The sequence below is a fragment of the Luteimonas salinisoli genome (assembly GCF_013425525.1).
In the GTDB taxonomy this organism is placed as follows: Bacteria; Pseudomonadota; Gammaproteobacteria; order Xanthomonadales; family Xanthomonadaceae; genus Luteimonas; species Luteimonas salinisoli.
Genome location: NZ_JACCKA010000032.1, coordinates 1 through 24,901, shown reverse-complemented (window position 1 = coordinate 24,901; position 24,901 = coordinate 1). Strand labels below are relative to the sequence as shown.

The window sequence follows — 24,901 nt, the reverse complement described above, 5'->3', positions numbered from 1 at the left end:
TTCGGTCCGGCCATCCATGGCCGGACTCAGGGCCGCAGACCATCCATGGTCTGCTCTCCGCAACACCCCCGGCGCGACTCCCGCTTGGCCGATGGCCGGCTTCGGGTGGGTGGGCTGCCGGAGATCCGAAAGGAAATGACCGGTGCGGCGCCCGGGCCGGGTATATGCGGAAAGCAGGCCATGGATGGCCCGACCGAGCCGTGGAGCATTCGCCGCCTGGGCGCCGCTGGCTCCGAAGCCCACGAACCTGCCGCGTGGGTTCGAATGGTGAAGCCCTTGAATCGCCGGCACCGGCCCCCATTGCAGCGCACTGCGGCGGCCGATCGACCGCCGGTGGACAGGACATGAGCAACGAAGCCAATGAAAACCAGCCCGGCGAGCAGCCGGCCGGCGAGCGGGCCCATGCCGCCGAGCAGGCGCAGGACGCATTGCACGACCGGATCGAGGCGCTGCAGGGCGAGCTGGAACAGCTGCGTGCCCGGTCGCTGGTCGAGCGTGCCGACCTCGACAACCAGCGCAAGCGCCTGGCGCGCGACCTGGACAATGCGCGCCGCTTCGCCAACGAGCGCCTGCTGGGCGAACTGCTGCCGGTGTTCGACAGCCTCGAGGCGGGCCTGGCGAATGCCCCCGAGGGCGATCCGCTGCGCGCCGGGGTCGAACTGACCCTGCGCCAGCTGCACAAGGTGGCCGAGTCCAACGGCCTGTCCGAGGTGGCGCCGGGCCCCGGCGACGCCTTCGACCCGGAACGCCACCAGGCGATGAGCGTGGTCGATGCGGAAGGGCTGCCCCCGGGTGCGGTCGCCCAGCTGTTCCAGAAGGGCTACGTGCTGAACGAACGGCTGCTGCGCCCTGCGCTGGTGGTCGTGGCCAGGAGCGGCTGAGCGTCGCGGTCGCCGTCCGCGGCGCTTGAAGCCACCGGCGCAGCCCCCAGATAGACCCCAGCGGCGGCCAGCCCGCCACCAATCAGACAGATACAACGATCCAGAGGAACCACCATGGCTAAGATCATCGGCATCGACCTCGGCACGACCAATTCGTGCGTGGCGATCATGGAAGGCGGCAAGACCCGCGTCATCGAGAACAGCGAGGGCGATCGCACCACGCCGTCGATCGTCGCCTACAGCAAGGACGGCGAAGTCCTGGTCGGCGCATCCGCAAAGCGCCAGGCCGTCACCAACCCCAACAATACCTTCTACGCCGTCAAGCGCCTGATCGGCCGCAAGTTCGGCGATGCCGAGGTCCAAAAGGACATCGGCCTGGTGTCGTACAAGATTCTCGAGCACGACAACGGCGACGCCTGGGTGGCGACCAGCGACGGCAAGAAGCTGTCCGCGCAGGAGATCTCCGCGCGCATCCTCGAGAAGATGAAGAAGACCGCCGAGGATTACCTGGGCGAGAAGGTCACCGAGGCGGTGATCACGGTGCCGGCGTACTTCAACGACTCGCAGCGCCAGGCCACCAAGGACGCCGGCCGCATCGCCGGCCTGGAGGTCAAGCGCATCATCAACGAGCCGACCGCGGCGGCGCTGGCCTACGGTCTGGACAAGAAGGGCGCCGACCGCAAGGTGGCGGTGTACGACCTGGGCGGCGGCACCTTCGACGTGTCGATCATCGAGATCGCGGAAGTCGACGGCGAGAAGCAGTTCGAGGTGCTGGCCACCAACGGCGACACCTTCCTCGGCGGCGAGGACTTCGACAAGCGCGTCATCGACTACCTGGTCGACGAGTTCAACAAGGACCAGGGCATCGACCTGCGCAAGGATCCTCTCGCGCTGCAGCGGCTGAAGGACGCCGCCGAGCGCGCCAAGATCGAGCTGTCGTCTTCGCAGCAGACCGAGGTCAACCTGCCCTACGTGACCGCCGACGCTTCCGGGCCGAAGCACCTGAACATCAAGCTCACCCGCGCCAAGCTCGAGGCGCTGGTCGAGGACCTGGTCAAGAAGACCATCGAGCCGTGCCGCACCGCGCTCAACGATGCCGGCCTGCGCGGCAGCGACATCGACGAGGTGATCCTGGTCGGCGGCCAGACCCGCATGCCCAAGGTGCAGGCGGCGGTGGCGGAGTTCTTCGGCAAGGAGCCGCGCAAGGACGTCAACCCGGACGAGGCCGTGGCCGTGGGCGCGGCGATCCAGGGCGGCGTGCTGGCCGGCGACGTCAAGGACGTGCTGCTGCTCGACGTGACCCCGCTGAGCCTGGGCATCGAGACCCTGGGCGGCGTGTTCACCAAGATCATCGAGAAGAACACCACGGTGCCGACCAAGGCCTCGCAGACCTTCAGCACCGCCGAGGACAACCAGTCCGCGGTCACGGTGCACGTGCTGCAGGGCGAGCGCGAGCAGGCCCGCTTCAACAAGTCGCTGGCCAAGTTCGACCTGACCGGCATCGACGCGGCGCCGCGCGGCATGCCGCAGGTCGAGGTGTCGTTCGACATCGACGCCAACGGCATCCTCCACGTGTCGGCCAAGGACAAGAAGACCAACAAGGAACAGAAGGTCGAAATCAAGGCCGGCTCCGGCCTGTCGGACGACGAGATCCAGCGGATGGTGGCCGACGCCGAGGCCCACCGCGAGGAGGACAAGAAGTTCCAGGAGCTGGTGCAGGCCCGCAACCAGGCCGACGCGCTGATCCACAGCGCCCGCAGCGCGATCAAGGACAACGGCGACAAGGTGCCGGGCGATGCGATCGGCCGCGCCGAGTCCGCCATCGCCGAGCTCGACACCGCGATGAAGGGCGACGACAAGGGCCAGATCGAGGCCAAGACCAAGGCGCTGGAGGAGGCCGCCCAGGCGCTGTTCGCGGCCGCCGCCGCGGCCGGCCAGGAGCAGCCCGGCGCCGAGGGCGGCGACGGCGGTACCCGCCAGGCCGCCGACGACGTGGTGGATGCGGAATTCACCGAGGTCAAGGACGACGAGAAGAAGCAGTGAATCGGGAATAGGGAATCGGGAATCGGAGGGGCGGGGTCACGGCCCGGCTCCTTCGCTCTTTCCAGTTCCCGGTTTCCGAATCAAGAAGAGCGTAGGCGAGGACGCGCCCGCCTTTAACGATTCCCCATCCCCGATTCCCGATTCCCGATTCACGGCCCTATGAGCAAACGCGATTACTACGAAGTCCTGGGCGTGGCCCGCAGCGCCGGCGAGGAAGAGCTGAAGAAGGCCTACCGGCGCTGCGCGATGAAGCACCACCCGGACCGCAACCCGGGCAACCAGGAGGCCGAGGCCGCCTTCAAGGAGTGCAAGGAGGCCTACGAGGTGCTGTCCGACGGCGGCAAGCGCCGCCTCTACGACCAGCACGGACACGCCGCCTTCGAGCACGGCATGGGTGGCGGCAATGCCGGGCCCGGCGGCCCGGGCTTCGCCGACATGGGCGACATCTTCGGCGACATCTTCGGCAACATCTTCGGCGGTGGCGCCCGCGGCGCGGCGCGGCGCGGGGCCGATGTCGGCTACGTGCTCGAGCTGGACCTCGAGGAGGCGGTGGCCGGGATCGACAAGCGCATCGAGCTGCCGACCCTGGCCGGCTGCGAGAGCTGCAGCGGCTCCGGCTCGGAGGACGGCAAGGTCACCACCTGCGGCACCTGCCACGGTCGCGGCCAGGTGCGCATGCAGCGCGGCATCTTCACCATGCAGCAGAGCTGTCCGCATTGCGGCGGACGCGGCCAGGTGATCGCCAACCCCTGCCGGGCCTGCCACGGCGCCGGCCGGGTCGAGGAGGAGAAGGTGCTGTCGGTGAAGATCCCTCCCGGGGTCGATTCCGGCGACCGCATCCGCCTGGCGGGCGAGGGCGAGGCCGGTCCCGCCGGCTCGCCGCCCGGCGATCTGTACGTCGAGGTGCGGGTCCGCCCCCACGACATCTTCGTGCGCGACGGCGACGACCTGCACTGCGAGGTGCCGATCCGGATCTCGCAGGCGGCGCTTGGCGACGTGGTGCGGGTCCCGACGCTGGGCGGCGAGGCGGAGATCCGGATTCCGGTGGAGACCCAGACCGGCCGCGTGTTCCGCCTGCGCGACAAGGGGGTGCGTTCGGTGCGCAGCCGCAAGCCCGGCGACCTCTACTGCAAGGTGGTGGTCGAGACGCCGGTCAACCTGACCGCCGAGCAGCGCGAGTTGCTGGAGCGCTTCGAGGCGACGTTCAAGGGAGACGGCGCCCGGCGGCACTCGCCGAAGTCCAGCACCTTCGTCGACGGCGTGCGCGGCTTCTGGGAGCGCATGACCTCCTGAATCCGCACCCCCCCTTCATGACGCGGGCGCCGACGCCCCGTAGAGCCGAGCTTGCTCGGCTGCGCGGGATCCGGGGCCTGGAGCAGCGGAGCAAGCTCCGCTCTACGGGGGGCGGACCACCGGCGGTGGGGGCGGACCGGTCCGGCGGCGCAGGGGGTGGGTCGCGGCTTGTCGCGCCGGTCGGCCGCCGGTAGCCTGCGCCGATGTCCGACCAACCCATCCGCCTGCTGATCCACGGCGCCTCCGGACGCATGGGCCGGGCCCTGCTGCGCCTGTGCGAGGGCCGCGACGACTGCCGTGCGGTAGCGGCGGTGGCGCGGCGGGTCGACCAGCGGGTGATCGACGGCGTGCCGCACTTCGCCGCCGCCGAGCTGCACGGCGTGCCGGCGTTCGACGTGGCGGTCGACTTCAGCCTGCCCGACGGCCTGGACCGTTTGCTGGCGCTGTGCGTGCAGCGGGGCGCGGCGCTGGTGTCCGGCACCACCGGGCTGTCGGACGAGCAGCAGCTGGCCTTGACCTCGGCCGCGGAGCGCATCCCGGTGCTGTGGGCGGCGAACTACAGCCTCGGCGTGGCGGTACTGGACGAACTCGTCGAACGCGCCGCCCGCGCCCTGGGCGACTGGGACTGCGACATCGTCGAGGCCCACCACGTGCACAAGCAGGATGCGCCCTCGGGGACGGCCCTGGCGCTCGGCGAAAGCGCGCGGCGAGCCGGCGCCGCACCGCGCTACGCCAGCCTGCGTGCCGGCGACATCGTCGGCGAGCACACCGTGCAGTTCAGCGGCATCGGCGAGCGCATCGAGCTGGTGCACCGCGCCACCAGCCGCGACATCTTCGCGCGCGGGGCGCTGGCCGCGGCCGTGCGCCTGACCCGGCAAGGGCCAGGCCGCTACGGGCTGCGCGAACTGCTGTTCGCGGATCCAGGCTAGCCCGACCGGCCCGCGCCCCCAAACGCCTCGCCGCGGAAGCAGTCGTTCAGCTCGCGGCCGCGACCATCCCCAGCGCCTCCAGCCGCGCCAGCATCGGCTCGAGCGCCCCGGCCCCGCCCATCAACGGCGCCAGGTCGGCGAAGCTTCGGTGGCCGTCGATCATGATCAGCAGGGTGCGGTGACGCGCGTCGATGGCGCTGGACCGGTGCGCGATCTCGTGCTGCCCGGCGGCGGTCTTGGCGTGGATGGCGTTCGGCTTCATGTTCCCTCCCGGGGCCCCGGGCCCCATTGACGCAAAGCTGGCGCAGCGCCGGCGCGCCCGATTTCCACCGCCGGGCGGCGGGCCCGCGCGCCGTTCCCTTTTGCCCGGCTCGCCGGTACAATTCCCGCTCGCCTGATCACCGCCGCCCGGACTGGTAGCCGCCACGTCCGCGGTTTTCTGCAGCCGCAGATCGGCGGAACAGGGTTTCCCCACACAAGGCGAGCGTCCGTGACCCAACCCGCAATCCTGGCACTCGAGGACGGCAGCGTCTTCGAGGGCATCTCCGCAGGCGCGCCCGGCCTTTCGGTGGGCGAGGTGGTGTTCAACACCGCGATGACCGGCTACCAGGAGATCCTCACAGATCCCTCCTATGCCCGGCAGCTGGTCACCCTGACCTATCCGCATATCGGCAATACCGGCTGCAATCTTGAGGACGACGAGGCGGCGCAGGCCTGGGCCGCCGGCCTGATCGTGCGCGACGTGCCGCGGCGGCCCAGCAGCTGGCGCAGCCGGACGCCGCTGCCGCAGTGGCTGCAGGAACGCGGGGTCGTGGCGATCTCCGGCATCGACACCCGCCGGCTGACCCGACTGCTGCGCGACCGCGGCGCCCAGAACGGCGCGTTGATGGCCGGCGTGATCGACGCCGACCGTGCCATCGAGGCGGCGCGCAAGTTCCCGGGCCTGAAGGGCATGGACCTGGCAAAGGAAGTCAGCACGCGCGAGCGCTACGTCTGGTCGGAGGGCGAGTTGGACCTCGACAGCGGCGCGTTCGGTCGCACCGAGCCGCGCTTCCGGGTGGTCGCCTGGGACTACGGGGTCAAGCGCAACATCCTGCGGATGCTGGCGGCGCGCGGCTGCGAGATCACCGTGGTGCCGGCGCAGACCCCGGCCAGCGAGGTGCTGGCGATGGCGCCGGACGGGGTGTTCCTGGCCAACGGCCCGGGGGATCCGGAACCCTGCGACTATGCGGTCGCGGCGATTCGCACTTGCATCGAGCGCCGGGTGCCGATCTTCGGTATCTGCCTGGGCCACCAGCTGCTCGGCCTGGCCGCGGGCGCGCGCACCGTGAAGATGAAGTTCGGCCACCACGGCGCCAACCACCCGGTCCAGGATCTCGCCAGCGGCCGGGTGATGATCACCTCGCAGAACCACGGCTTCGCCGTCGACGAGGCGACCCTGCCGGCCAACGTGCGCGTCACCCACCGCTCGCTGTTCGACGGCAGCAACCAGGGCATCGAGCTGACCGACGCGCCGGCCTTCGGCTTCCAGGGCCACCCGGAGGCCTCGCCGGGCCCCCACGACGTGGCGCCGCTGTTCGACCGCTTCGTCGCGCTGATGCAGAACCAGAATTCCGGGAACCACTGACATGCCCAGGCGCACCGACATCAAGACCGTCCTGATCATCGGCGCCGGGCCGATCGTCATCGGCCAGGCCTGCGAGTTCGACTACTCCGGGGCGCAGGCCTGCAAGGCGCTGCGCGAGGAGGGCTACCGGGTGGTGCTGGTCAACTCCAACCCCGCCACGATCATGACCGATCCGGAAATGGCCGATGCGGTCTACATCGAGCCGATCACCTGGCAGATGGTCGAGAAGATCATCGCCAAGGAGAAGCCCGACGCGCTGCTGCCGACGATGGGCGGCCAGACCGCGCTCAACTGCGCGCTGGACCTGGCCGACAACGGCGTGCTCGAGAAGTACGGCGTTGAGCTGATCGGCGCCCGTCGCGAGGCCATCCGCATGGCCGAGGACCGCGAGCTGTTCCGGGTGGCGATGGCCGAGATCGGCCTGGAATGCCCGAAGGCGGCGGTGGCGAAGTCGTTCGACCAGGCGGTCGAGATCCAGACCACCGTCGGCTATCCGACCATCATCCGCCCCAGCTTCACCCTGGGCGGCAGCGGCGGCGGCATCGCCTACAACCGCGAGGAGTTCGAGGAGATCGTCAAGCGCGGCCTCGAGCTGTCGCCGACCCACGAGGTGCTGATCGAGGAATCGGTGCTGGGCTGGAAGGAATTCGAGATGGAGGTGGTCCGCGACACCGCGGACAACTGCATCATCGTCTGCTCGATCGAGAACTTCGACCCGATGGGCGTGCACACCGGTGACTCGATCACGGTGGCCCCGGCGCAGACATTGACCGACAAGGAATACCAGCGCCTGCGCGATGCCTCGATCGCGGTGCTGCGCAAGATCGGCGTCGATACCGGCGGCAGCAACGTGCAGTTCGGCATCAACGCCGAGACCGGGCGCGTGGTGGTGATCGAGATGAACCCCCGGGTGTCGCGTTCCTCGGCGCTGGCCTCCAAGGCCACCGGCTTCCCCATCGCCAAGATCGCCGCCAAGCTCGCCATCGGCTACACCCTCGACGAGCTGCGCAACGAGATCACCGGCGGCCTGACCCCGGCCTCGTTCGAACCGGCGATCGACTACGTGGTCACCAAGATCCCGCGCTTCGCCTTCGAGAAGTTCCCGCAGGCCGACGCGCGCCTGACCACGCAGATGAAATCGGTGGGCGAGGTCATGGCGATCGGCCGCAGCTTCCAGGAATCGCTGCAGAAGGCGCTGCGCGGGCTGGAGACCGGCAAGGTCGGACTCGACCCGACCGGGCTGGCGCTGGACACCGAGGAAGGGCTGACCGCGCTGCGGCGCGAGGTCAAGGAGCCGGGGGCCGAGCGCATCTTCCACCTCGCCGACGCGTTCCGCAGCGGCATGTCCGTCGAGGACGTGCACGCGTTGTCGTTCGTCGACCCGTGGTTCCTCGACCAGATCGAGGAGCTGGTGGCGGAGGAGGGCGCGGTGTCCGCGGCGGGGCTGCAGGCGCTCGACGCGGCGCGCCTGCGCCGCCTCAAGCGCATGGGCTTCTCCGATGCGAGGCTGGCGCAGCTGACCGGCAGCGACGAGCACGCGATCCGCGCATTGCGCCGCGCCTTCGGCATCCGTCCGGTCTACAAGCGCGTCGATTCCTGCGCGGCGGAGTTCGCCACCAGTACCGCCTACCTGTATTCGACCTATGAGGACGAGTGCGAGGCCGAGCCGACCGGCCGCGACAAGATCATGGTGTTGGGCGGCGGGCCGAACCGGATCGGCCAGGGCATCGAGTTCGACTACTGCTGCGTGCACGCGGCGCTGGCGCTGCGCGAGGACGGGTTCGAGACCATCATGGTCAACTGCAACCCGGAGACCGTGTCCACCGACTACGACACCTCCGACCGCCTGTACTTCGAGCCGCTGACCCTCGAGGACGTGCTGGAGATCGTCGAGGTCGAGCAGCCGAAGGGCGTGATCGTGCAGTACGGCGGGCAGACGCCGCTGAAACTGGCGCGCGCGCTCGAGGCCGCCGGGGTGCCGATCATCGGCACCTCGCCCGATTCGATCGACCTGGCCGAGGACCGCGAGCGCTTCCAGCAGCTGGTGAGCCGGCTGGGCCTCGAGCAGCCGCCGAACCGTACCGCACGCAATCCCGAGGAGGCGCTGGTGCTGGCGCGCGAGATCGGCTACCCGCTGGTGGTGCGGCCGAGCTACGTGCTCGGCGGCCGCGCCATGGAGGTCGTGCACGCGGACGTCGACCTCGAGCGCTACATGCGCGAGGCGGTGAAGGTCTCCAACGAGTCGCCGGTACTGCTCGACCGCTTCCTCGACAACGCCGTGGAGGTCGACGTCGACGTCATCGCCGACGCCGCCGGCCAGGTGCTGATCGGCGGGGTGATGGAGCACATCGAGGAGGCCGGGGTGCACTCCGGCGATTCCTCGTGTTCGCTGCCGCCGTACTCGCTCTCGCCCGCCACCCAGGCGCGGCTGCGCGAACAGGTGGTGGCGCTGGCGCGCGGCCTGAACGTGGTCGGCCTGATGAACACGCAGTTCGCGGTGCAGACCAACGGCGAGGGCGAGGACCTGATCTTCCTGCTGGAGGTCAATCCGCGCGCCTCGCGGACGGTGCCGTTCGTGTCCAAGGCCACCGGCCTGCCGCTGGCCAAGATCGCCGCGCGCTGCATGGCCGGCCGCAGCCTGGCCGAGCAGGGCGTCACCGAGGAGGTGGTGCCCGGGTACTACTCGGTGAAGGAGGCGATCTTCCCGTTCGCCAAGTTCCAGGGCGTGGACCCGATCCTGGGCCCGGAGATGCGCTCGACCGGCGAGGTGATGGGCGTGGGCCGCAGCTTCGGCGCTGCGTTCGCGCGCGCCCAGGAGGCCGCGGGCATCCGCACCCCGCCGACCTCGGGCAAGGTGTTCGTGTCGGTGCGCGATCCGGACAAGCCGCGGGTGCTGCCGGTGGCCCGCGACCTGCTGGAACGCGGCTACACCCTGGTGGCCACGCTCGGCACCGCACGCTGGCTGAACGAGCACGGCATCGCCTGCGAGCGCATCAACAAGGTGATCGAGGGCCGGCCGCACGTGGTCGACCTGATCAAGAACGGCGAGATCGCCTACATCGTCAACACCACCGAGGGCAAGCAGGCGATCGCCGACTCGTTCTCGATCCGCCGCGAGGCGCTGCAGCAGCGCATCACCTATTCCACCACGATTGCCGGCGCCCGGGCATTGCTGCATTCTCTGGAGTACCGCGGCGGCGGCCCGGTGCTGGCGCTGCAGGAACTGCATGAGGAACTGAGGCAGGCATGAGAGCACCATTGACGGTCCAGGGGGCGCAGCGTCTGCGCGCCGAACTGGAGGAACTGAAGTCGGTGAAGCGGCCGGCGGTGATCGCCGCCATCGCCGAGGCGCGCGCCCACGGCGATCTCAAGGAGAACGCCGAGTACCATGCCGCGCGCGAGCAGCAGAGCTTCATCGAGGGCCGGATCAAGCAGCTCGAGGGCGAGCTGTCGCACGCCCAGATCATCGACGTGGCGACCCTGAATGCGGGCTCGAAGATCGTGTTCGGCGCCCAGGTCGAGCTCGAGGACGTCGAGTTGGCGCCGGACGCGCCCGACCACGTCCGCCGCTACCAGATCGTCGGCGACCTCGAGGCCGACATCAAGCAGGGGCTGATTGCGATCTCCTCGCCGGTGGCGCGCGCGCTGATCGGCAAGCACGAAGGCGACAGCGTGACCATCGAGGCCCCCGGCGGCACCCGCGAGTACGACATCGTCTCGGTCCGCTACGGCTGACCGATGAGCGTGCGCGAACGCAGGTTCGGCAGCCGCCGGCGGCGCCCGCCGGCGGCCCCGCACGCAGCGCAGGGCGCTACGGGCGAGGCGGTATCCGCGGCGGCGGATCGTCGTTCGGGCGGCCTCCCGGCCTTCGCGTCCCGGGCATGACCGCAGCGCCGAGCGCCATCTTCCTCCTTCCCGCGGCCGCTGCGTTCGGGGCACAGCGCCTCGAGCGGGCCTGCGCCCAGGCCCTGGGGCGAGCCGACCGGCCACCCGCGGGCGAGGCCGGCGGGCAGGCCCAGCTGCTGCGCCATTTCGAGGTCCTGCCGCGGCGGCTGCCGTTCGCCGCGCTGACCCGCCAGGCCGACGCCGGCGACGCAGCCGGCCATGCCTGGCTGCGCGCCGATCCCGCCCATGTCCGCCCCGACATCAACGGCGCGCGCCTGCTCGCCTGCGGTGAGGCGCTGGCGCTGGAGGCCGCGGAAGCCGCCGCGCTGCTGCGACCGCTGAAACCGCTGTTCGGCGACGCCGGGTTTCCGATCGATGCGCCGACGCCGTCGCGCTGGTACCTGCGCCTGCCGCCGCAGGCGCAACTGCCGCGGTTCGCACCGCCGTCGGAGGCCCTCGGCGCGGACCTGTTCGAGCACCTGGCCGAGGGCGCCGAGGGCCGGCGCTGGCGGGCGCTGCTCAACGAGGCGCAGATCGTGTTGCACAACCACCCCCTGAACGCCGCACGCGCGGCGCGCGGACGGGCCATGGTCAATTCGCTGTGGTTCTGGGGTGGCGGGGTGCTGCCGGATCGCGTCGCCAGCGGGCTTTCGGCGGTGGGCAGCGACGACGAATCGCTGTGCGCGCTGGCGACCGCGGCCGGCGTCCCGGCCGGGCCCGGCGACGCGGAGTTCGCGGCGCCCGCGGCCGACGCCCTGTTCGACCTGCGCGCGCTGCGCGACCTGCGGCAGTTCGCCCAGGCGTGGCTGACGCCGGCGTTCGCCGCACTCGGGCGGGGCGAACTGGCGGCGCTGCAGCTGGATCTCGAGGACGGCCAGGGATATCGCTTCGCCCGCGGCCAGCGCTGGCGGTTCTGGCGCCGCCCGCAGGCCTCGCTGCAGCGATGACGCCGCCGCGCCGCATCCGCCGCCGCGATTGCACGGTCACCGGAATCTGGCCTGCGCACGTGCCGGCGCTGCTGCAGCGGATCTATGCCGCGCGCGGGATCGACGATCCCGGACTGGCGCAGCCGCGACTGGCCCACCTGCTGCCCCCGGACGCCATGACCGGGATCGCCGATGCCGCGATCCTGCTGGCCGACGCGATCGCCGGCGGGCGCCGGATCGTGGTGGTCGGCGACTTCGACTGCGACGGCGCCACCGCGTGCGCGGTGGCGGTGCGCGGATTGCGCATGCTCGGTGCCGGCGACGTCGCCCACGCGGTGCCCAACCGCATGGTCCACGGCTACGGGCTCTCGCCGGCGCTGGTGGAGGAGCTGGCGGCGCTCGAGCCCGACCTGCTGGTCACCGTCGATCACGGCATCGCCTGCCATGAGGGGATCGCCGCGGCCAAGGCCCACGGCTGGCGGGTGCTGGTCACCGACCACCATCTGCCCGGCGAGCGGCTGCCGCCGGCCGACGTGATCGTCGATCCCAACCTCGCAGGCGACGGCTTTCCCAGCAAGGCGCTGGCCGGGGTCGGGGTGATCTTCTACGTGCTGCTGGCGCTGCGCGGGGTGCTGCGCGGGCGCGGCGCCTTCACCGGACCCGGGCCGGACCTGGCGGCGCTGCTGGACCTGGTGGCGGTCGGCACGGTCGCCGACCTGGTGCCGCTCGACGCCAACAACCGCGCCCTGGTGGCGGCGGGACTGCGGCGGCTGCGCGCCGGCCGCGGCTGCCCCGGGCTGGCGGCGCTGATCGAGGTCTCGGGCCGCCAGGCCGGCCGGCTGACCGCCGCCGACATCGGCTACGCGCTGGCACCGCGGCTCAACGCCGCCGGGCGCCTGGAGGACATGGCGATCGGCATCGAGTGCCTGCTCTGCGACGAGCCGGGACGCGCGCGCGAGCTGGCGCGCCTGCTCGACGGCATCAACGCCGAGCGCCGCGGCGTGCAACAGGCGATGGTCGACGAGGCCGAGGCCGCGATCGCCAGGCGCGGTGAGTTCGCAGCGACGGACGCCACGCCCGCAGCGTTGTGCCTGTTCGATCCCGACTGGCACCCGGGAGTGATCGGGCTGGTCGCCTCGAAGCTGAAGGAGCGGCTGCATCGGCCGGTCGTGGCGTTCGCCCCGGCCGAGCCCGGCAGCGCGACCCTGCGCGGCTCGGCGCGCTCGATCCCGGGCTTCCACGTGCGCGACGCCCTGGCGGCGCTGGACGCCGCCGAGCCGGGCCTGATCGATCGCTTCGGCGGCCATGCCATGGCCGCCGGCCTGAGCCTGGACGCGACGCGCTTCGCGGCGTTCGAACGGGCGTTCTGCGCCCATGCCGCCCGGTCCCTGGACCCGGCGCTGCTGCAGTCGCTGATCGACAGCGACGGCGAGCTGCAGCCCGGCGAGTTCGACCGCTTCCACGCCGAGGCGCTGCGCGACGGCGGGCCGTGGGGACAGGGGTTCCCGGAGCCGCTGTTCGACGGCGAGTTCGCGCTGCTGGACTGGCGGCCGGTCGGCCAGCGCCATCTGAAGCTGCGGCTGCGCGCGGAGGGCCGCCGCGAGCCGCTCGAGGCGATCCATTTCGGCGGCCTCGACGGCGCCGAGCCGCCGTCGCGGATGCGCCTGGCGTACCGCCTGGCGCCCGACGACTACCGCGGCGGCGCCGCGATCCAGCTGGTGGTCGAGTACCGCGAACCCGCCTGAGGCGGCGCGGCAGCGGCGCCCGTCCGGATGGCTCAGGCCGCCTCGTGCGGCTCGTCGGCCCACTGCACCGGGTCGCGACTGGAGACCGCACCGACGTCGCCCAGCGCGATGTAGCGCGCCGGATCGGCGACCACTGCCGCGGCCGCGGCGTCCCGCCCGGGGCGGCCGCACAGCCCGACCCAGGCGTCGCGCCCGCTGCGCTTGGCGGCGTCCAGCGCGCGATCGGCCAGGGCGACCGCCTGCTGCCAGTCGCTGCCGGAAGCGCCGCGCACCGGGAAGAACGGCCAGCAGGCGAACCCGATCGAGACGCTGAGGCGCTGCTGCGCGCCGTCGCTGAGTTGCAGCCGGGCCTCGGCGACCGCGCTGCGCAGGCGCTCGGCGACCGCACCGGCACCGCCCTGGTCGAGGCCGAAGCAGGCCACCAGGAACTCCTCGCCGCCCCAGCGCGCGACCACGTCGCCGGGCCGGCAGGCGCGTTCCAGGCGCGCGGCCACCTCCACCAGCGCCGCATCGCCGGCGGCGTGACCGTGGCGGTCGTTGAAGCGCTTGAAGTGATCGATGTCGATCAGAAAGGCGGTGCCGCTGCGGATGTCGGCCCCGCCTCCGGCCGGCGCGGCCTGGGGGTGGCCAAGCGCCTGGTCCAGGCGTCGCACCGCGGCACCGCGGTTGAGCAGGCCGGTGAGGGCATCCACGGCCCCCATGCGCCGCAGCCTGCGGTTGACGCGGCGCTGGTAGAGCGCGAACGCCACCAGCGCCAGGGCCAGCAGGACCAGGCTGGCGATCGCCCAGTTGCGCAGCAGACGGGTCTGGTCGAGCGTCTGCGCCTGCTCCTGGTCGTGCTCGCGGATGGTCGCGATCTCGCGGTCGCGCCCGGCATCCTGCAGGCGCGCCTGCAGACCGGCCAGCGCGGCGAGATTCTGCGCCTCGAGCGTCGAGACTTCGAGCCGGCGCAGGCGCTCGGCCGCCGCGAGCGCCTGCGCCGGCCGCTGCAGCGCGCGTTGCGCCTCGATCTGCGCCTCGAGTGCGGCGATCCGCTCGGCACGGAACCCTGGGCCGACGGCCAGCGACTCGGCGGCCTGCGCCTGGTGCAGCGCAGCCCCGCCATCGCCGCGCTGCAGGGCCAGTCGCGCCAGGCGCACCCGCGTCAGCGCTTCGCCGGAGGGGTCGGGCAGGGCGGCCTGCGCGCCCGCGATCGCCTCGAGCCGCGGCTCCGCATCCCCGACGTCGCCCGCGCGCGCCAGCAGCGCCAGGCGCTCGGCGTCGGCGCGATGGACGACCATGGCCTGGTCGAGCCGCCGGCCGCGCTCCGCCGCCAGCGCGAACGCCTCCAGGGCCTGCTCGTCGCGCCCCAGGCGCGCCAGGTTGAGAGCGTAGTTGTAGTCGAGGATCGGATCCTCGCGCCCGGCCTCGGCGGACAGAGCCAGCGCCTGCCTGTAGTAGCCGTCCGCGATTTCCAGCGCGCCGAGTTCGGTGGCGTGGATCATGGCGATGTTGGTCAGCGCGACGGCCTGGGCGATGGCGGCCTCGTCGTCGCGCGCCGCCTCCCAGGCGCGCACGTAGTACTCCAGCGCGCCGTGCACTTCGCCGGTCGCGTGCAGGATCGCGCCGGTATTGGATAACGCGCGCAGGGCGAACTCCGGGGGCATCGGGTAGGCGTCGAGCTGCCGGCCGATCCGCTCCGCCGCGGCGTTGGCGCGCCGCGCGTCCCCGACGATCGCCGCGGCCATGCCCAGGCAGGCCAGCGCCTCGATCTCGTGCTCGGCCTGCAGTCCGGGCAGGGCGAGGACCGCTTCCGCTTCGGCGATGGCCGCGCCGGGTTCGCTGCGGCGCAGGGCCAGGCAGCGCGCTACCGCGGCATCGACATCGTCTCCGCCGGGGGGCGGCGACGGCGGTGCGGCCGGCGCGGGCTGCGCGAACAGCAGCGCCGCGCAGGCGAGCGCGGCGAGCCAGGGCGGCGGTGGCGAACGGAATACGGACATCTTCGAATTGTAGCGACGCAATCCGCGTCTCCTTCCGGCCGCGCCGCCGCGCGGCGCCGGACTTGGCCGGCCGGACTTGCTAAGATCGCCGGCTTGCCAGATCCACGGTTCCGGACATGATCGAACTCAATCCCGTCCGCCAGCGCATCGCCGACCTGCAGGGTCGGCTGGACGCGCTGAGGGGGTATCTTTGACTACGATGCCAGGCGCGAACGGCTGGAAGAGGTCGAGCGCGAGCTCGAGGACCCCAAGATCTGGGACGACCCCGCGCGCGCCCAGGCGCTGGGCCGCGAGCGCTCGCTGCTGGACCGCATCGTCAACGGCATCGGTTCGCTGACCACCGGCCTGGCCGGCGCCGGGGAGCTGCTCGCGCTGGCCGAGGCCGAGGACGACCAGGACACCGCGCAGGCGGTGGTCGACGACGTCGAGCGCTACGCCTCCGAGGTCGACAGGCTCGAGTTCCAGCGGATGTTTTCCGGGAAGATGGACCCGGCGCCCGCGTTCGTCGACATCCAGGCCGGCGCCGGCGGCACCGAGGCGCAGGACTGGGCCGAGATGCTGCTGCGCATGTACCTGCGCTGGGCCGAGTCGCGCGGCTGGAAGACCGAGCTGATGGAGGTCAGCGGCGGCGAGGTAGCCGGCATCAAGTCGGCCACCGTGCGCGTGGAGGGCGATTACGCCTACGGCTGGCTGAAGACCGAGACCGGCGTGCACCGGCTGGTGCGCAAGTCGCCGTTCGACTCGGACAACCGCCGCCATACCAGCTTCACCTCGGTGTTCGTCTCGCCCGAGGTGGACGACGACATCGACATCGAGATCAACCCGGCGGACCTGAAGACCGACGTGTACCGGTCCTCCGGCGCCGGCGGCCAGCACGTCAACAAGACCGAGTCGGCGGTGCGCATCACCCACGTGCCGACCGGCATCGTGGTGGCCTGCCAGACCGGGCGCAGCCAACACGCCAACCGCGACACCGCGATGAAGATGCTGGCGGCCAAGCTGTACGAGCTGGAGATCCAGAAGCGCAACGCCGAGAAGGACGCGGTGGAAGCCACCAAGTCCGACATCGGCTGGGGCAGCCAGATCCGCAACTACGTGCTCGACCAGTCGCGGATCAAGGACCTGCGCACCGGCATCGAACGCTCCGACACCCAGAAGGTGCTCGACGGCGACCTCGACGAGTTCGTCGCGGCCAGCCTCAAGGCGGGACTCGAGGCGGGTTCCAAACGCACCGACGCAGTGTAGCCCTCCGCATTCGGCCATGCGGGAGCGACGGAAGTCGCGACCCGGATGCCTCGACCCCAGTCGCGACCGCCGTCGCTCCCACAGATGCGCTCCCTATGTCCGACCGCAGCCAGCAACCCCCAGCCGACGAGAACGCCCTGGTCGCCGAGCGCCGCGGCAAGCTCAGAGCGCTGCGCGCGCAGGGCGTGGCATACCCGAACGACTTCCGCCGCAGCGACGAGGCGGGCGACCTGCAGGCCGAGTACGCCGACGCCGAGCGCTGGAGCGGCGAGGCGCTCGAGGCCGGGGGGCGCCGCGTCGCGCTGGCAGGCCGCCTGCTGGCCAAGCGGGTGATGGGCAAGGCCGCCTTCGCCCAGATCCAGGACGTCGGCGGGCGCATCCAGCTGTTCCTGCAGTCGGCCGCGCTGGGCGAGCGCTACGACGCCTTCAAGGGCTGGGACGTCGGCGACATCGTCGGCGTCGAGGGCACGCTGATGCGCACCCGCACCGGCGAACTTTCGGTGAAGGCCGATGCGCTGCGGTTGCTGACCAAGGCGCTGCGGCCGCTGCCGGACAAATGGCACGGTCTGGCCGACGTGGAGCAACGCTACCGCCAGCGCTACGTCGACCTGATCGTCAACCCGCAGGCGCGCGAGGTGTTCGTGCGGCGCTCGCGAATCATCGCCGCGATGCGCGGCTGGCTGGATGCGCGGCGCTTCCTCGAGGTGGAGACGCCGATGATGCACTACATCGCCGGCGGCGCCGCCGCGCGGCCGTTCGTCACCCACCACAACGCCCTGGACCTGGAGCTCTACCTGCGGGTGGCGCCGGAGCTTTACCTCAAGCGGCTGGTGGTCGGCGGCTTCGAGCGGGTCTACGAGATCAACCGCAACTTCCGCAACGAGGGCGTGTCGACCCGGCACAATCCCGAGTTCACCATGCTCGAGCTCTACCAGGCCTACGTCGGCTACGGCGAGGTCATGGACCTGACCGAGGGAATGATCCGCGACGTCGCGCAGCAGACCTTGGGGACGACGGCGCTGCAGTGGGAGGGCAGGGCCATCGACCTGGGGCCGGCATTCCGCCGCTGGAAGCTCGAGGAAGCGGTGCGCGAGCTGAACCCGGAGATCTCCGCCGCCGACTGCCGCGACCGCGACGCCCTGGCGCGCCACTGCGAGCGCCTTCGGATCCCGCTCAAGCCGGCCTGGGGCTGGGGCAAGCTGCTGCTGGAAGTGTTCGAGCGCACGGTCGAGGACACCCTGGTGCAGCCGACCTTCATCACCCACTACCCGGTCGAGGTCTCGCCGCTGGCGCGCGAGTCCGACACCGACACCGGCATCACCGACCGCTTCGAGCTGTTCATCGGCGGCCGCGAGATGGCCAACGGCTTCTCCGAACTCAACGACCCCGAGGACCAGGCGGCGCGGTTCCGGGCCCAGGTGGAGGCGATGGCGGGCGGCGACGACGAGGCCATGCACTACGATGCCGACTACATCCGCGCGCTCGAGGTGGGGCTGCCGCCGACCGGCGGGCTGGGCGTGGGCATCGACCGACTGGTGATGCTGTTCACAGATTCGGCCTCGATCCGTGACGTACTGTTGTTTCCCTATATGCGTCCGGAAGCGGCGGAGCAGGGCAGGGAATGACCCTGATGGTCAGGTGCTGTCCTGCCGGCGGCCCGAATCGCGTTGCTGAATGGAGGTACCCCCCGATCCGTGCCGCCCCCCCGGGGCACGGGACTTGCTTGCGTACCCCCAGTCCGGCCACTATCCCGTCCTGTCCGGGGGGGCCGGTTCCAGCCAACGGGACTGCGATGTGAATATCGTCATCGTCGACGACCAGACGTCCGCACGCACCATGCTGCGGCATATTCTCGAGGACATCAGTCCCGAGCTGGACGTGCTCGACTTCGGCGACCCGCAGGTCGCGCTGCAGTGGTGCCACGACAACCGCCCCGACCTGCTCCTGCTCGACTACCGGATGCCGGGGATCGACGGCCTGGAGTTCGCGCGCCGGTTCCGGCGTCCGCTGCTGCATCGCGACGTACCGATCGTGCTGGTCACCGTGGTCGGCGACGAGCCGGTGCGCCAGGCGGCCCTGGATGCCGGGGTGATCGACTTCCTGGTCAAGCCGATCCGCCCGCGCGAGCTGCGCGCGCGCTGCCGCAACCTGCTGCAACTGCGGCAGCATTCCGAATCGGTGAAGCAGCGGGCGCTGTCGCTGGAGCAGCGGCTGCTCTCGAGCATGCACGAGGTCGAAGAGCGCGAGCGCGAGACCCTGACCCGGCTGGCGCGGGCGATCGCCTACCGCGACGCCGGCACCAGCGCCAACCTCGAGCGCGTCGCCCACATCGCCGGCCTGGTCGCCGACGAGATGGGGCTGTTCGAGGACGAGGTGCGGATGATCGAGCTGGCGGCGCCGCTGCACGACATCGGCAAGATCGCCATCCCCGACGCCCTGCTGATGAAGCCCGGTCCGCTCGACGCCGAGGAGACGGCGCTGATGCGCAAGCATCCGCAGATCGGCTACGACCTGCTCAGCGGCAGCCAGAACCGCTTCATCCAGCTCAGCGCCACCATCGCCTTGCGCCACCAGGAGCGCTACGACGGCAGCGGCTACCCGGACGGCCTGGTCGGCGAGGAGATCCCGGTCGAGGCCAGGATCGTGGCGGTGGCCGACGTGTTCGACGCGCTGATCTCGCGGCGGCCCTACAAGCGCGCCTGGACCATCGACGAGGCGCTGGGCTACATCTCCGAGAACAGCGGCAAGCTGTTCGATCCGCGCTGCGTCGACGCGCTGCTGCGCAACCGCGACCGGCTCGAGGAACTCTCGCGCCGCTTCGGCCAGCCGCTGGTCCGCCAGCACCTGCAGTGACCGCGCCATGAGTTCCGCGCTGGAATGGACCAGGGCACGCCTCCGCGGTCGCCCCGACAGCGAGCACGGTCAGGCCATCGTGCGCCTGCTCGTGCTTTCGGTGGTCCTGCTGTACCTGCTGTGGAGCGATCATTCGGGATCGCGCCCGGCCGCGTTCGTGCCGGTCATGTCCATGGTCATGGCGGGCTTCATCATCGGTGCCTGCATCCTCGTAGGGATCGTCGCGAACCCCCGGACCTCGCACCTTCGCAGGGTCGTCGGAATGCTCTCCGACTATGGGCTCATGGGGGCTGCCATGACCCTGATGGGCGGGCCGCTGGCGTGGGTCTACGTGATCGTGATGTGGGTGACGGTCGGCAACGGCTTGCGGTTCGGCAATCGCTATCTCTACGCGGCGATGGCGATGGCGGTGCTGAGCTTCGGCACCGCACTCGCCGCCAATCCTTACTGGTACGCCAATCTGAGCCTGGGTATCGGCCTGCTGGTCGGCCTGGTGGCGATTCCCCTGTACCTGTCCGGCCTGTTGCGGGCGCTGACACGCGCCACCAACGAGGCGATGCGCGCGAACGAGGCGAAAAGCCGTTTTCTCGCCAATATGAGCCACGAGTTCCGCACCCCGCTCAACGGGCTGGCCGGAATGTCGGAACTGATGGCGACCACCCGCCTGGACGTGGAGCAGCGCGAGTACCTGGCAACCATCCAGGCTTCCACCCGCAGCCTGCTCGCGCTGGTCGAGGACGTGCTGGACATCTCGGCGATCGAGGCCGGGAAACTCAAGCTCAACGAAGCCGAATTCTCCCTGCGTCGGGTGGTCGAGGGAATCGAACTGATGCTCAGGCCGTCCGCCGAGGCCAAGGGCTTGCGCTACGAATCGCGGATCGGCAGCGACGTGCCCGATCGTCTCCACGGCGATGCCGAGCACCTGCGGCAGGTGCTGACCAACCTGGCGGGCAATGCCGTCAAATTCACGCCGCAGGGCTCCGTGCAGCTGGACATCACCCTGGCCGAGGGCGAGGGCGGCGGGGTGCGGCTCCGGTTCACGGTGACCGACACCGGCATCGGCATTCCGGAGACTGCGCGCGAGCGGCTGTTCGACGCCTTCGAGCAGGTGGACGGCACCCTGGCGCGCGGGTTCGGCGGCAGCGGGTTGGGGACCAGCATCGCCAAGAAGCTCACCGAGGCGATGGGCGGAAGCATCGGGTTCGAGAGCCGCGAGCACGCCGGCAGCAAGTTCTGGGTCGAGCTTCCGTTCGCGCTGGCGGATCCGGCAGCGCCGGAACAACCGGCCGTCGCGCTCGAATTCGAGGACGGCGGCCGATCGCAGCACAACGTCATCGCCTTCACCGATCCGTTCCTTCGCCACCGGGCGCGGGTGCGCAGCCTGCAGATCCTGATTGCGGACGACCACGCCGCGAACCGGATGGTGCTCGAGCGCCTGCTACGGAAGGCCGGGCATACCGTGGTCAGCGTGGTGGATGGCGAGGAAGTCCTGGAGGCGGTGGAGCTGCACGACTACGACCTGATCGTGGTCGACCTGCACATGCCGAACCTCAGCGGCCTGGATCTGCTGCGGCACCTTCGAACCATGCAAGCCGGGGCGCCGCGCACGCCGGTCGTGGTGCTGAGCGCGGACGTGACGCCGGAGGCCATGGCCAACTGCCGCAGCGCCGGCGCCTACGCCTTCCTGGCCAAGCCGGTGGTCGCCGCGAAACTGCTCGACCTGATCGCCGACATCGCCAGTCCCGGCGGCGCCCCGCGGCAGAGCGAAGCGGAATCCAGCACCGTCGCCCATCGCAAGGACCTCGATGCCGAGTTCGATCCGGAAGTGCTCGAGGAACTGGCTGCGCTCGGCATGGGCCAGAGTTTCGTCGCCAAGTTCATCAACCAGTGCCTGGAAGACGCCGCGGGCTGCCTGGCTCGCATCGAGATCGCCGGCAATGCCGCGAACTGGTCCGAGGTGCGGGATCAGGCGCACGCCCTGAAGGGCGTGGCCAGCAATCTCGGGCTCGTGCGCCTGTCGGCGTCCAGCGGCGAACTGATGCGGCTGGCGGAATGGCAGGTGGGCAAGGAGTGGAAATCGCGCCTGGAGAAGCTGCGGCGCAGCTTCGAGACGGGCAGAACGGTGATCGGTGCGCGCGGGCGTTCCATCGCCGCGCGCGACCGTGGTCCTGAAAGCTGAGCAGGAAGGCGGAGAGCGCCGGGCTCAGGCGCCGAGGCCGACCTTGGCGTCGTAGGTGCGGCGGGTCTGGGCCCGCACGATCCGGTCCATCGTCTTGAGGGATCGCTCGCCCAGGGCCAGCGCGGTATCCACCCAGACTTCGGTGATGCCCATCAGTTCGTTGTAGCCGACCGGTTGGGCGATGTTCCTGACGGCGTTGAGCGCGACGTGGGCGTAGGACGCGCGGCGCTGGCGGCGGAGCAGTTCCTCGACCGCGGCCTCGCCTTCGCCCTTCGGCACGAGGATGTCCACCACGCCCATGGCGTGCATCTCCTCGCTGCTGTAGACGTTGCCTTCGAGGATGATCTTCTCGGCCAGCTGCGGTGAGACCCGCTTGCTGAGGAAGGAGTAGGCGCCCATGCCGGGGAACAGGCCGAACAGCACTTCCGGCAGCCCCATGCCGACGCCCTTCTCGGCGACGATGGTGTGGCACGACAGCGCCAGTTCGAGACCGCCGCCGAGCGCGTCGCCCTGCACCAGGGCGATCGTCCGCACGTCGCCGCCCAGGCCGGTGTGGATGTGGTAGACGCCATCGACGCACTTCCTGGCGTACGCGAGCAGCTGTTCGCGGTCGCCCTTGCGGATCAGTTCGGCGAAAAGCTCCAGGTCCCCGCCGAGATTGAACGCCCCGGCATCCGATGCGATGACCACGTGGCGCAGCTTGCCGGGCTCGCGCTGGTTGTCTCGCAGCGTGATCGAGTTCAGGAAGCTCCACATGTCGGTCATGAGCGCCGGGTGGAAGCAGGGCCTTGCGCCCTGGACCAGACCGGTGTGCATGTACATCCAGTGGGTGGAGTCGGCGGGGTCCGATTCGACGCGCATGGTCGGATACGGACGAACGCGCAACAGCTTTTCGACGTTGTTCATGACAATCCCCTGAGGGTGAGAGAGAAGGGAGGGCCGGCCGGTCGGGCTCCCGGCCGGTGGCCAGAGTGTGACGGTTGCCCGATTGGCCCCTTCTATGCGCCGAAATCCGCCAAACTTCAAGTGATTCGGGCGCCCCCGGTGGGGAAAAAGCCGGTTTTCGGCGGGTTCAGCCCGCAGGAGCGTCCCGCAGTTCGCGGCGCAGGATCTTGCCGACGTTGGTTTTCGGCAGCTCCTTGCGGAACTCGACGATCCGCGGCTGCTTGTAGCCGGTGAGGTTCTCGCGGGCGTGGGCCTTGACCTGGTCGGCGGTCAGGCCTTGGTCCTTCTTGACGATGACCACCTTGACCACCTCGCCGGACTTCTCGTCGGGCACGCCGACGGCGGCGACCTCCAACACCCCCGGCATCATCGCGATCACGTCCTCGACCTCGTTCGGGTACACGTTGAAGCCCGAGACCAGGATCATGTCCTTCTTGCGGTCGACGATGTAGAAGAAGCCGCTCTCGTCCATCTTCGCCATATCGCCGGTGTGCAGCCAGCCATCGGCATCGATGGCGCTTGCGGTTTCCTCGGGCCGCTGCCAATAGCCCTTCATCACCTGCGGGCCCTTGATGCACAGCTCGCCCACCTCGCCGACCGGCAGCATGTTGCCGGCCTCGTCCTTGACGCAGGCGTCGGTGGACGGGATCGGCAGGCCGATGGCGCCGTTGTAGTCCGACATGTCCATCGGGTTGATGCAGGCCGCGGGGGCGGTCTCGGTCAGGCCGTAGGCCTCGATCAGGGGAACGCCGGTGGTCTTCTTCCAGCGCTCGGCGACGGCGCGCTGCACCGCCATCCCGCCCCCCAGGGTGAGCTTGAGGTGCGAGAAATCGACCTCATCGAACCCCGGCGTGTTGAGCAGGCCGTTGAACAGGGTGTTCACGCCGGTGATCGCCGAGAACTTCACCCCCTTGAGTTCCTTGACGAATCCGGGCATGTCGCGGGGATTGGTGATCAGGTGATTGAGCCCGCCGAACTTCATGAAGACCAGGCCGTTCGCGGTCAATGCGAAGATGTGGTAGAGCGGAAGCGCGGTGATGATCGTCTCGCGCCCCGGCTCGAGGCCGGTGCCGATCCAGGCCGCGGCCTGCTGCATGTTGGCGACCATGTTGCGGTGGGTCAGCATGGCGCCCTTGGCGACGCCGGTGGTGCCGCCGGTGTACTGCAGGAAGGCGATGTCGCCGGGATCGATGGAGACCTCGGGCAGCGAATGCGCCTGCCCGGCCTTCAGCGCGTCGCGGAAGCGCACCGTGCCCTGGATGCTGTAGTCCGGCACCATCTTCTTGACGTACTTGAGCACGAAGTTGACGATCGCGCCCTTGGGGAAGCCCAACATGTCGCCCAGGCCGGTGGTCACGACCTGCCGGATCGGGGTGTCGGCGAGCGACTTCTGCACGGTGTCGCCGAAGTTGTCGAGCACCAGGATCACGCTGGCGCCGGAGTCGACCAGCTGGTGCTTGAGCTCGCGCACCGTGTACATCGGGTTGACATTGACCACGGTCAGGCCCGCGCGCAGTATCCCGAAGGTGGCGATGGGGTATTGCAGGCAGTTGGGCATCATGATCGCGACCCGGTCGCCCTTCTTGAGCTTGAGCTCGCCGAGCAGGTAGGCGGCGAACTGCCGGCTGAGTTCGTCGACCTCGCCATAGGTGATGGTGCGCCCGAGGTTGGAGAACGCCGGGCGGTCGCGGAAGCTGTCGATCGCTCCCTGCAGCACCGCCGGGATCGAGCGGAACTGGTCGACGTCGATCTGTTCCGGAACCCCGGCCTGGTAGTGCTGCAGCCACGGACGTTCGATGGTCATGCGTTCCCCTCCCTGATGGCGTGCGGCGCTCTGGGGGCGCCGTCGTGCGTTGTCTCCGGATTGGAGCATAGGCTCTAGGGGCTGGCAAGGCGGCTGCGCCAGGGCACTCCACGGGGTAGTCTGGGACGCGCCGAGCAGTCCCATCCGCCGCATGGATGCAATACCGTCGCTACTGGGAGCGCCAATGAATAGATGCGCGTCAGATATTCGGCCCTTGTAGCAGGCGCGCCACGGGGCGGCGCCAGTGAATCGCCATGCCTGGCAAATGGCTCCTCGGAAGAGCGCCTTCGGTTGACTGCGCGGGGCGTGAGCCGCGCCGGGGGTGGTGCTCCGCCCTTCGGTCCGGCCGCGCCAGGCAGTTCTATCCGTTGCGAGGATCCATCACCGTCGCCACGGGGCGGCGCCGGTGAATCGCCGCCTCTGGCAGTTGGATCCTTGGAAAAGCGCCTTCGGTTGACTGTGCGGGGCAGGGGCCGCGCCGGGGGTGTTGCTCCGCCCTTCGGTCCGGCCATCCATGGCCGGACTCAGGGCCGCAGACCATCCATGGTCTGCTCTCCGCAACACCCC

Annotated in this window: 17 protein-coding genes; 13 read left to right on the top strand and 4 right to left on the bottom strand. The window is 70.3% G+C overall.

All coding sequences use genetic code 11. The features are described from left to right. Positions 1-344: 344 nt before the first annotated feature. The 4 genes from grpE to dapB all read left to right on the top strand — a co-directional run bounded on the left by grpE (position 345) and on the right by dapB (position 5,146). A complete protein-coding gene (gene grpE, locus H0E84_RS05015) occupies positions 345-881 on the top strand; it encodes a nucleotide exchange factor GrpE (RefSeq protein ID WP_180677542.1) in 537 nt (178 codons plus the stop codon). A gap of 114 nt (positions 882-995) precedes the next feature. Then, positions 996-2,924, top strand: a complete 1,929-nt coding sequence (gene dnaK, locus H0E84_RS05010) for a molecular chaperone DnaK (protein ID WP_180677541.1) — start codon at positions 996-998, stop codon at positions 2,922-2,924. Between the two features lie 159 nt (positions 2,925-3,083). Beyond that, positions 3,084-4,217, top strand: coding sequence for a molecular chaperone DnaJ (gene dnaJ / locus H0E84_RS05005; protein WP_180677540.1), 1,134 nt, complete (start codon positions 3,084-3,086; stop codon positions 4,215-4,217). A gap of 203 nt (positions 4,218-4,420) precedes the next feature. Next, entirely contained in the window at positions 4,421-5,146 is a 726-nt protein-coding gene (gene dapB / locus H0E84_RS05000; protein ID WP_180677539.1) for a 4-hydroxy-tetrahydrodipicolinate reductase, read from the top strand. A 46-nt stretch (positions 5,147-5,192) separates the two neighbouring features. Here dapB and H0E84_RS04995 read toward each other — a convergent pair whose 3' ends face one another. Then, a complete protein-coding gene (locus H0E84_RS04995) occupies positions 5,193-5,408 on the bottom strand; it encodes a hypothetical protein (RefSeq protein ID WP_180677538.1) in 216 nt (71 codons plus the stop codon). 228 nt (positions 5,409-5,636) lie between these two features. Here H0E84_RS04995 and carA point away from each other — a divergent pair, with 228 nt between their 5' ends. The 5 genes from carA (at position 5,637) to recJ (ending at position 13,329) form a co-directional block, all read left to right on the top strand. Then, a complete protein-coding gene (gene carA / locus H0E84_RS04990) occupies positions 5,637-6,773 on the top strand; it encodes a glutamine-hydrolyzing carbamoyl-phosphate synthase small subunit (RefSeq protein ID WP_180677537.1) in 1,137 nt (378 codons plus the stop codon). A 1-nt stretch (position 6,774) separates the two neighbouring features. Next, positions 6,775-10,023 (top strand): carbamoyl-phosphate synthase large subunit, encoded by a 3,249-nt coding sequence (gene carB, locus H0E84_RS04985; protein WP_180677536.1) that lies wholly within the window; start codon positions 6,775-6,777, stop codon positions 10,021-10,023. After that, the gene (gene greA, locus H0E84_RS04980; protein WP_180677535.1) at positions 10,020-10,508 is read left to right on the top strand and encodes a transcription elongation factor GreA; all 489 of its coding nucleotides are present in this window, start codon (positions 10,020-10,022) and stop codon (positions 10,506-10,508) included. Before carB ends, greA begins: the two co-directional genes overlap by 4 nt. 146 nt (positions 10,509-10,654) lie before the next feature. Then, on the top strand, positions 10,655-11,605 hold the full coding sequence (locus H0E84_RS04975; protein ID WP_180677534.1) for a phosphoglycerate mutase: 951 nt from the start codon (positions 10,655-10,657) through the stop codon (positions 11,603-11,605). Continuing rightward, the gene (gene recJ / locus H0E84_RS04970; RefSeq protein ID WP_180677533.1) at positions 11,602-13,329 is read left to right on the top strand and encodes a single-stranded-DNA-specific exonuclease RecJ; all 1,728 of its coding nucleotides are present in this window, start codon (positions 11,602-11,604) and stop codon (positions 13,327-13,329) included. The genes H0E84_RS04975 and recJ overlap by 4 nt, the downstream gene beginning before the upstream one ends. 32 nt (positions 13,330-13,361) lie before the next feature. Here recJ and H0E84_RS04965 read toward each other — a convergent pair whose 3' ends face one another. Further along, complete coding sequence (locus H0E84_RS04965; RefSeq protein WP_180677532.1) at positions 13,362-15,308, bottom strand: diguanylate cyclase; 1,947 nt, start codon at positions 15,306-15,308, stop codon at positions 13,362-13,364. Positions 15,309-15,424: 116 nt separating this feature from the next. Between H0E84_RS04965 and prfB the strand changes: the two genes are divergently transcribed. The 4 genes from prfB to H0E84_RS04945 all read left to right on the top strand — a co-directional run bounded on the left by prfB (position 15,425) and on the right by H0E84_RS04945 (position 21,585). Then, positions 15,425-16,553, top strand: a protein-coding gene (gene prfB / locus H0E84_RS04960; protein ID WP_180677531.1) for a peptide chain release factor 2 whose coding sequence is annotated in 2 segments (ribosomal slippage) — positions 15,425-15,499 and positions 15,501-16,553 — 1,128 coding nt in all. Because the reading frame shifts where the segments join, the coding sequence is not laid out codon by codon here. A 95-nt stretch (positions 16,554-16,648) separates the two neighbouring features. Then, on the top strand, positions 16,649-18,178 hold the full coding sequence (lysS, locus tag H0E84_RS04955) for a lysine--tRNA ligase (protein WP_180677530.1): 1,530 nt from the start codon (positions 16,649-16,651) through the stop codon (positions 18,176-18,178). A gap of 130 nt (positions 18,179-18,308) precedes the next feature. Then, positions 18,309-19,406: a response regulator gene (locus H0E84_RS04950; protein WP_257644073.1), complete on the top strand. Its 1,098-nt coding sequence runs from the start codon at positions 18,309-18,311 to the stop codon at positions 19,404-19,406. A gap of 7 nt (positions 19,407-19,413) precedes the next feature. Beyond that, positions 19,414-21,585, top strand: coding sequence for an ATP-binding protein (locus tag H0E84_RS04945; RefSeq protein WP_180677528.1), 2,172 nt, complete (start codon positions 19,414-19,416; stop codon positions 21,583-21,585). Positions 21,586-21,609: 24 nt separating this feature from the next. Here H0E84_RS04945 and H0E84_RS04940 read toward each other — a convergent pair whose 3' ends face one another. Both H0E84_RS04940 and H0E84_RS04935 read right to left on the bottom strand, forming a co-directional pair. Continuing rightward, complete coding sequence (locus tag H0E84_RS04940; RefSeq protein ID WP_180677527.1) at positions 21,610-22,491, bottom strand: crotonase/enoyl-CoA hydratase family protein; 882 nt, start codon at positions 22,489-22,491, stop codon at positions 21,610-21,612. Between the two features lie 166 nt (positions 22,492-22,657). Continuing rightward, complete coding sequence (locus tag H0E84_RS04935) at positions 22,658-24,334, bottom strand: long-chain fatty acid--CoA ligase (RefSeq protein ID WP_180677526.1); 1,677 nt, start codon at positions 24,332-24,334, stop codon at positions 22,658-22,660. Positions 24,335-24,901: the final 567 nt, after the last annotated feature.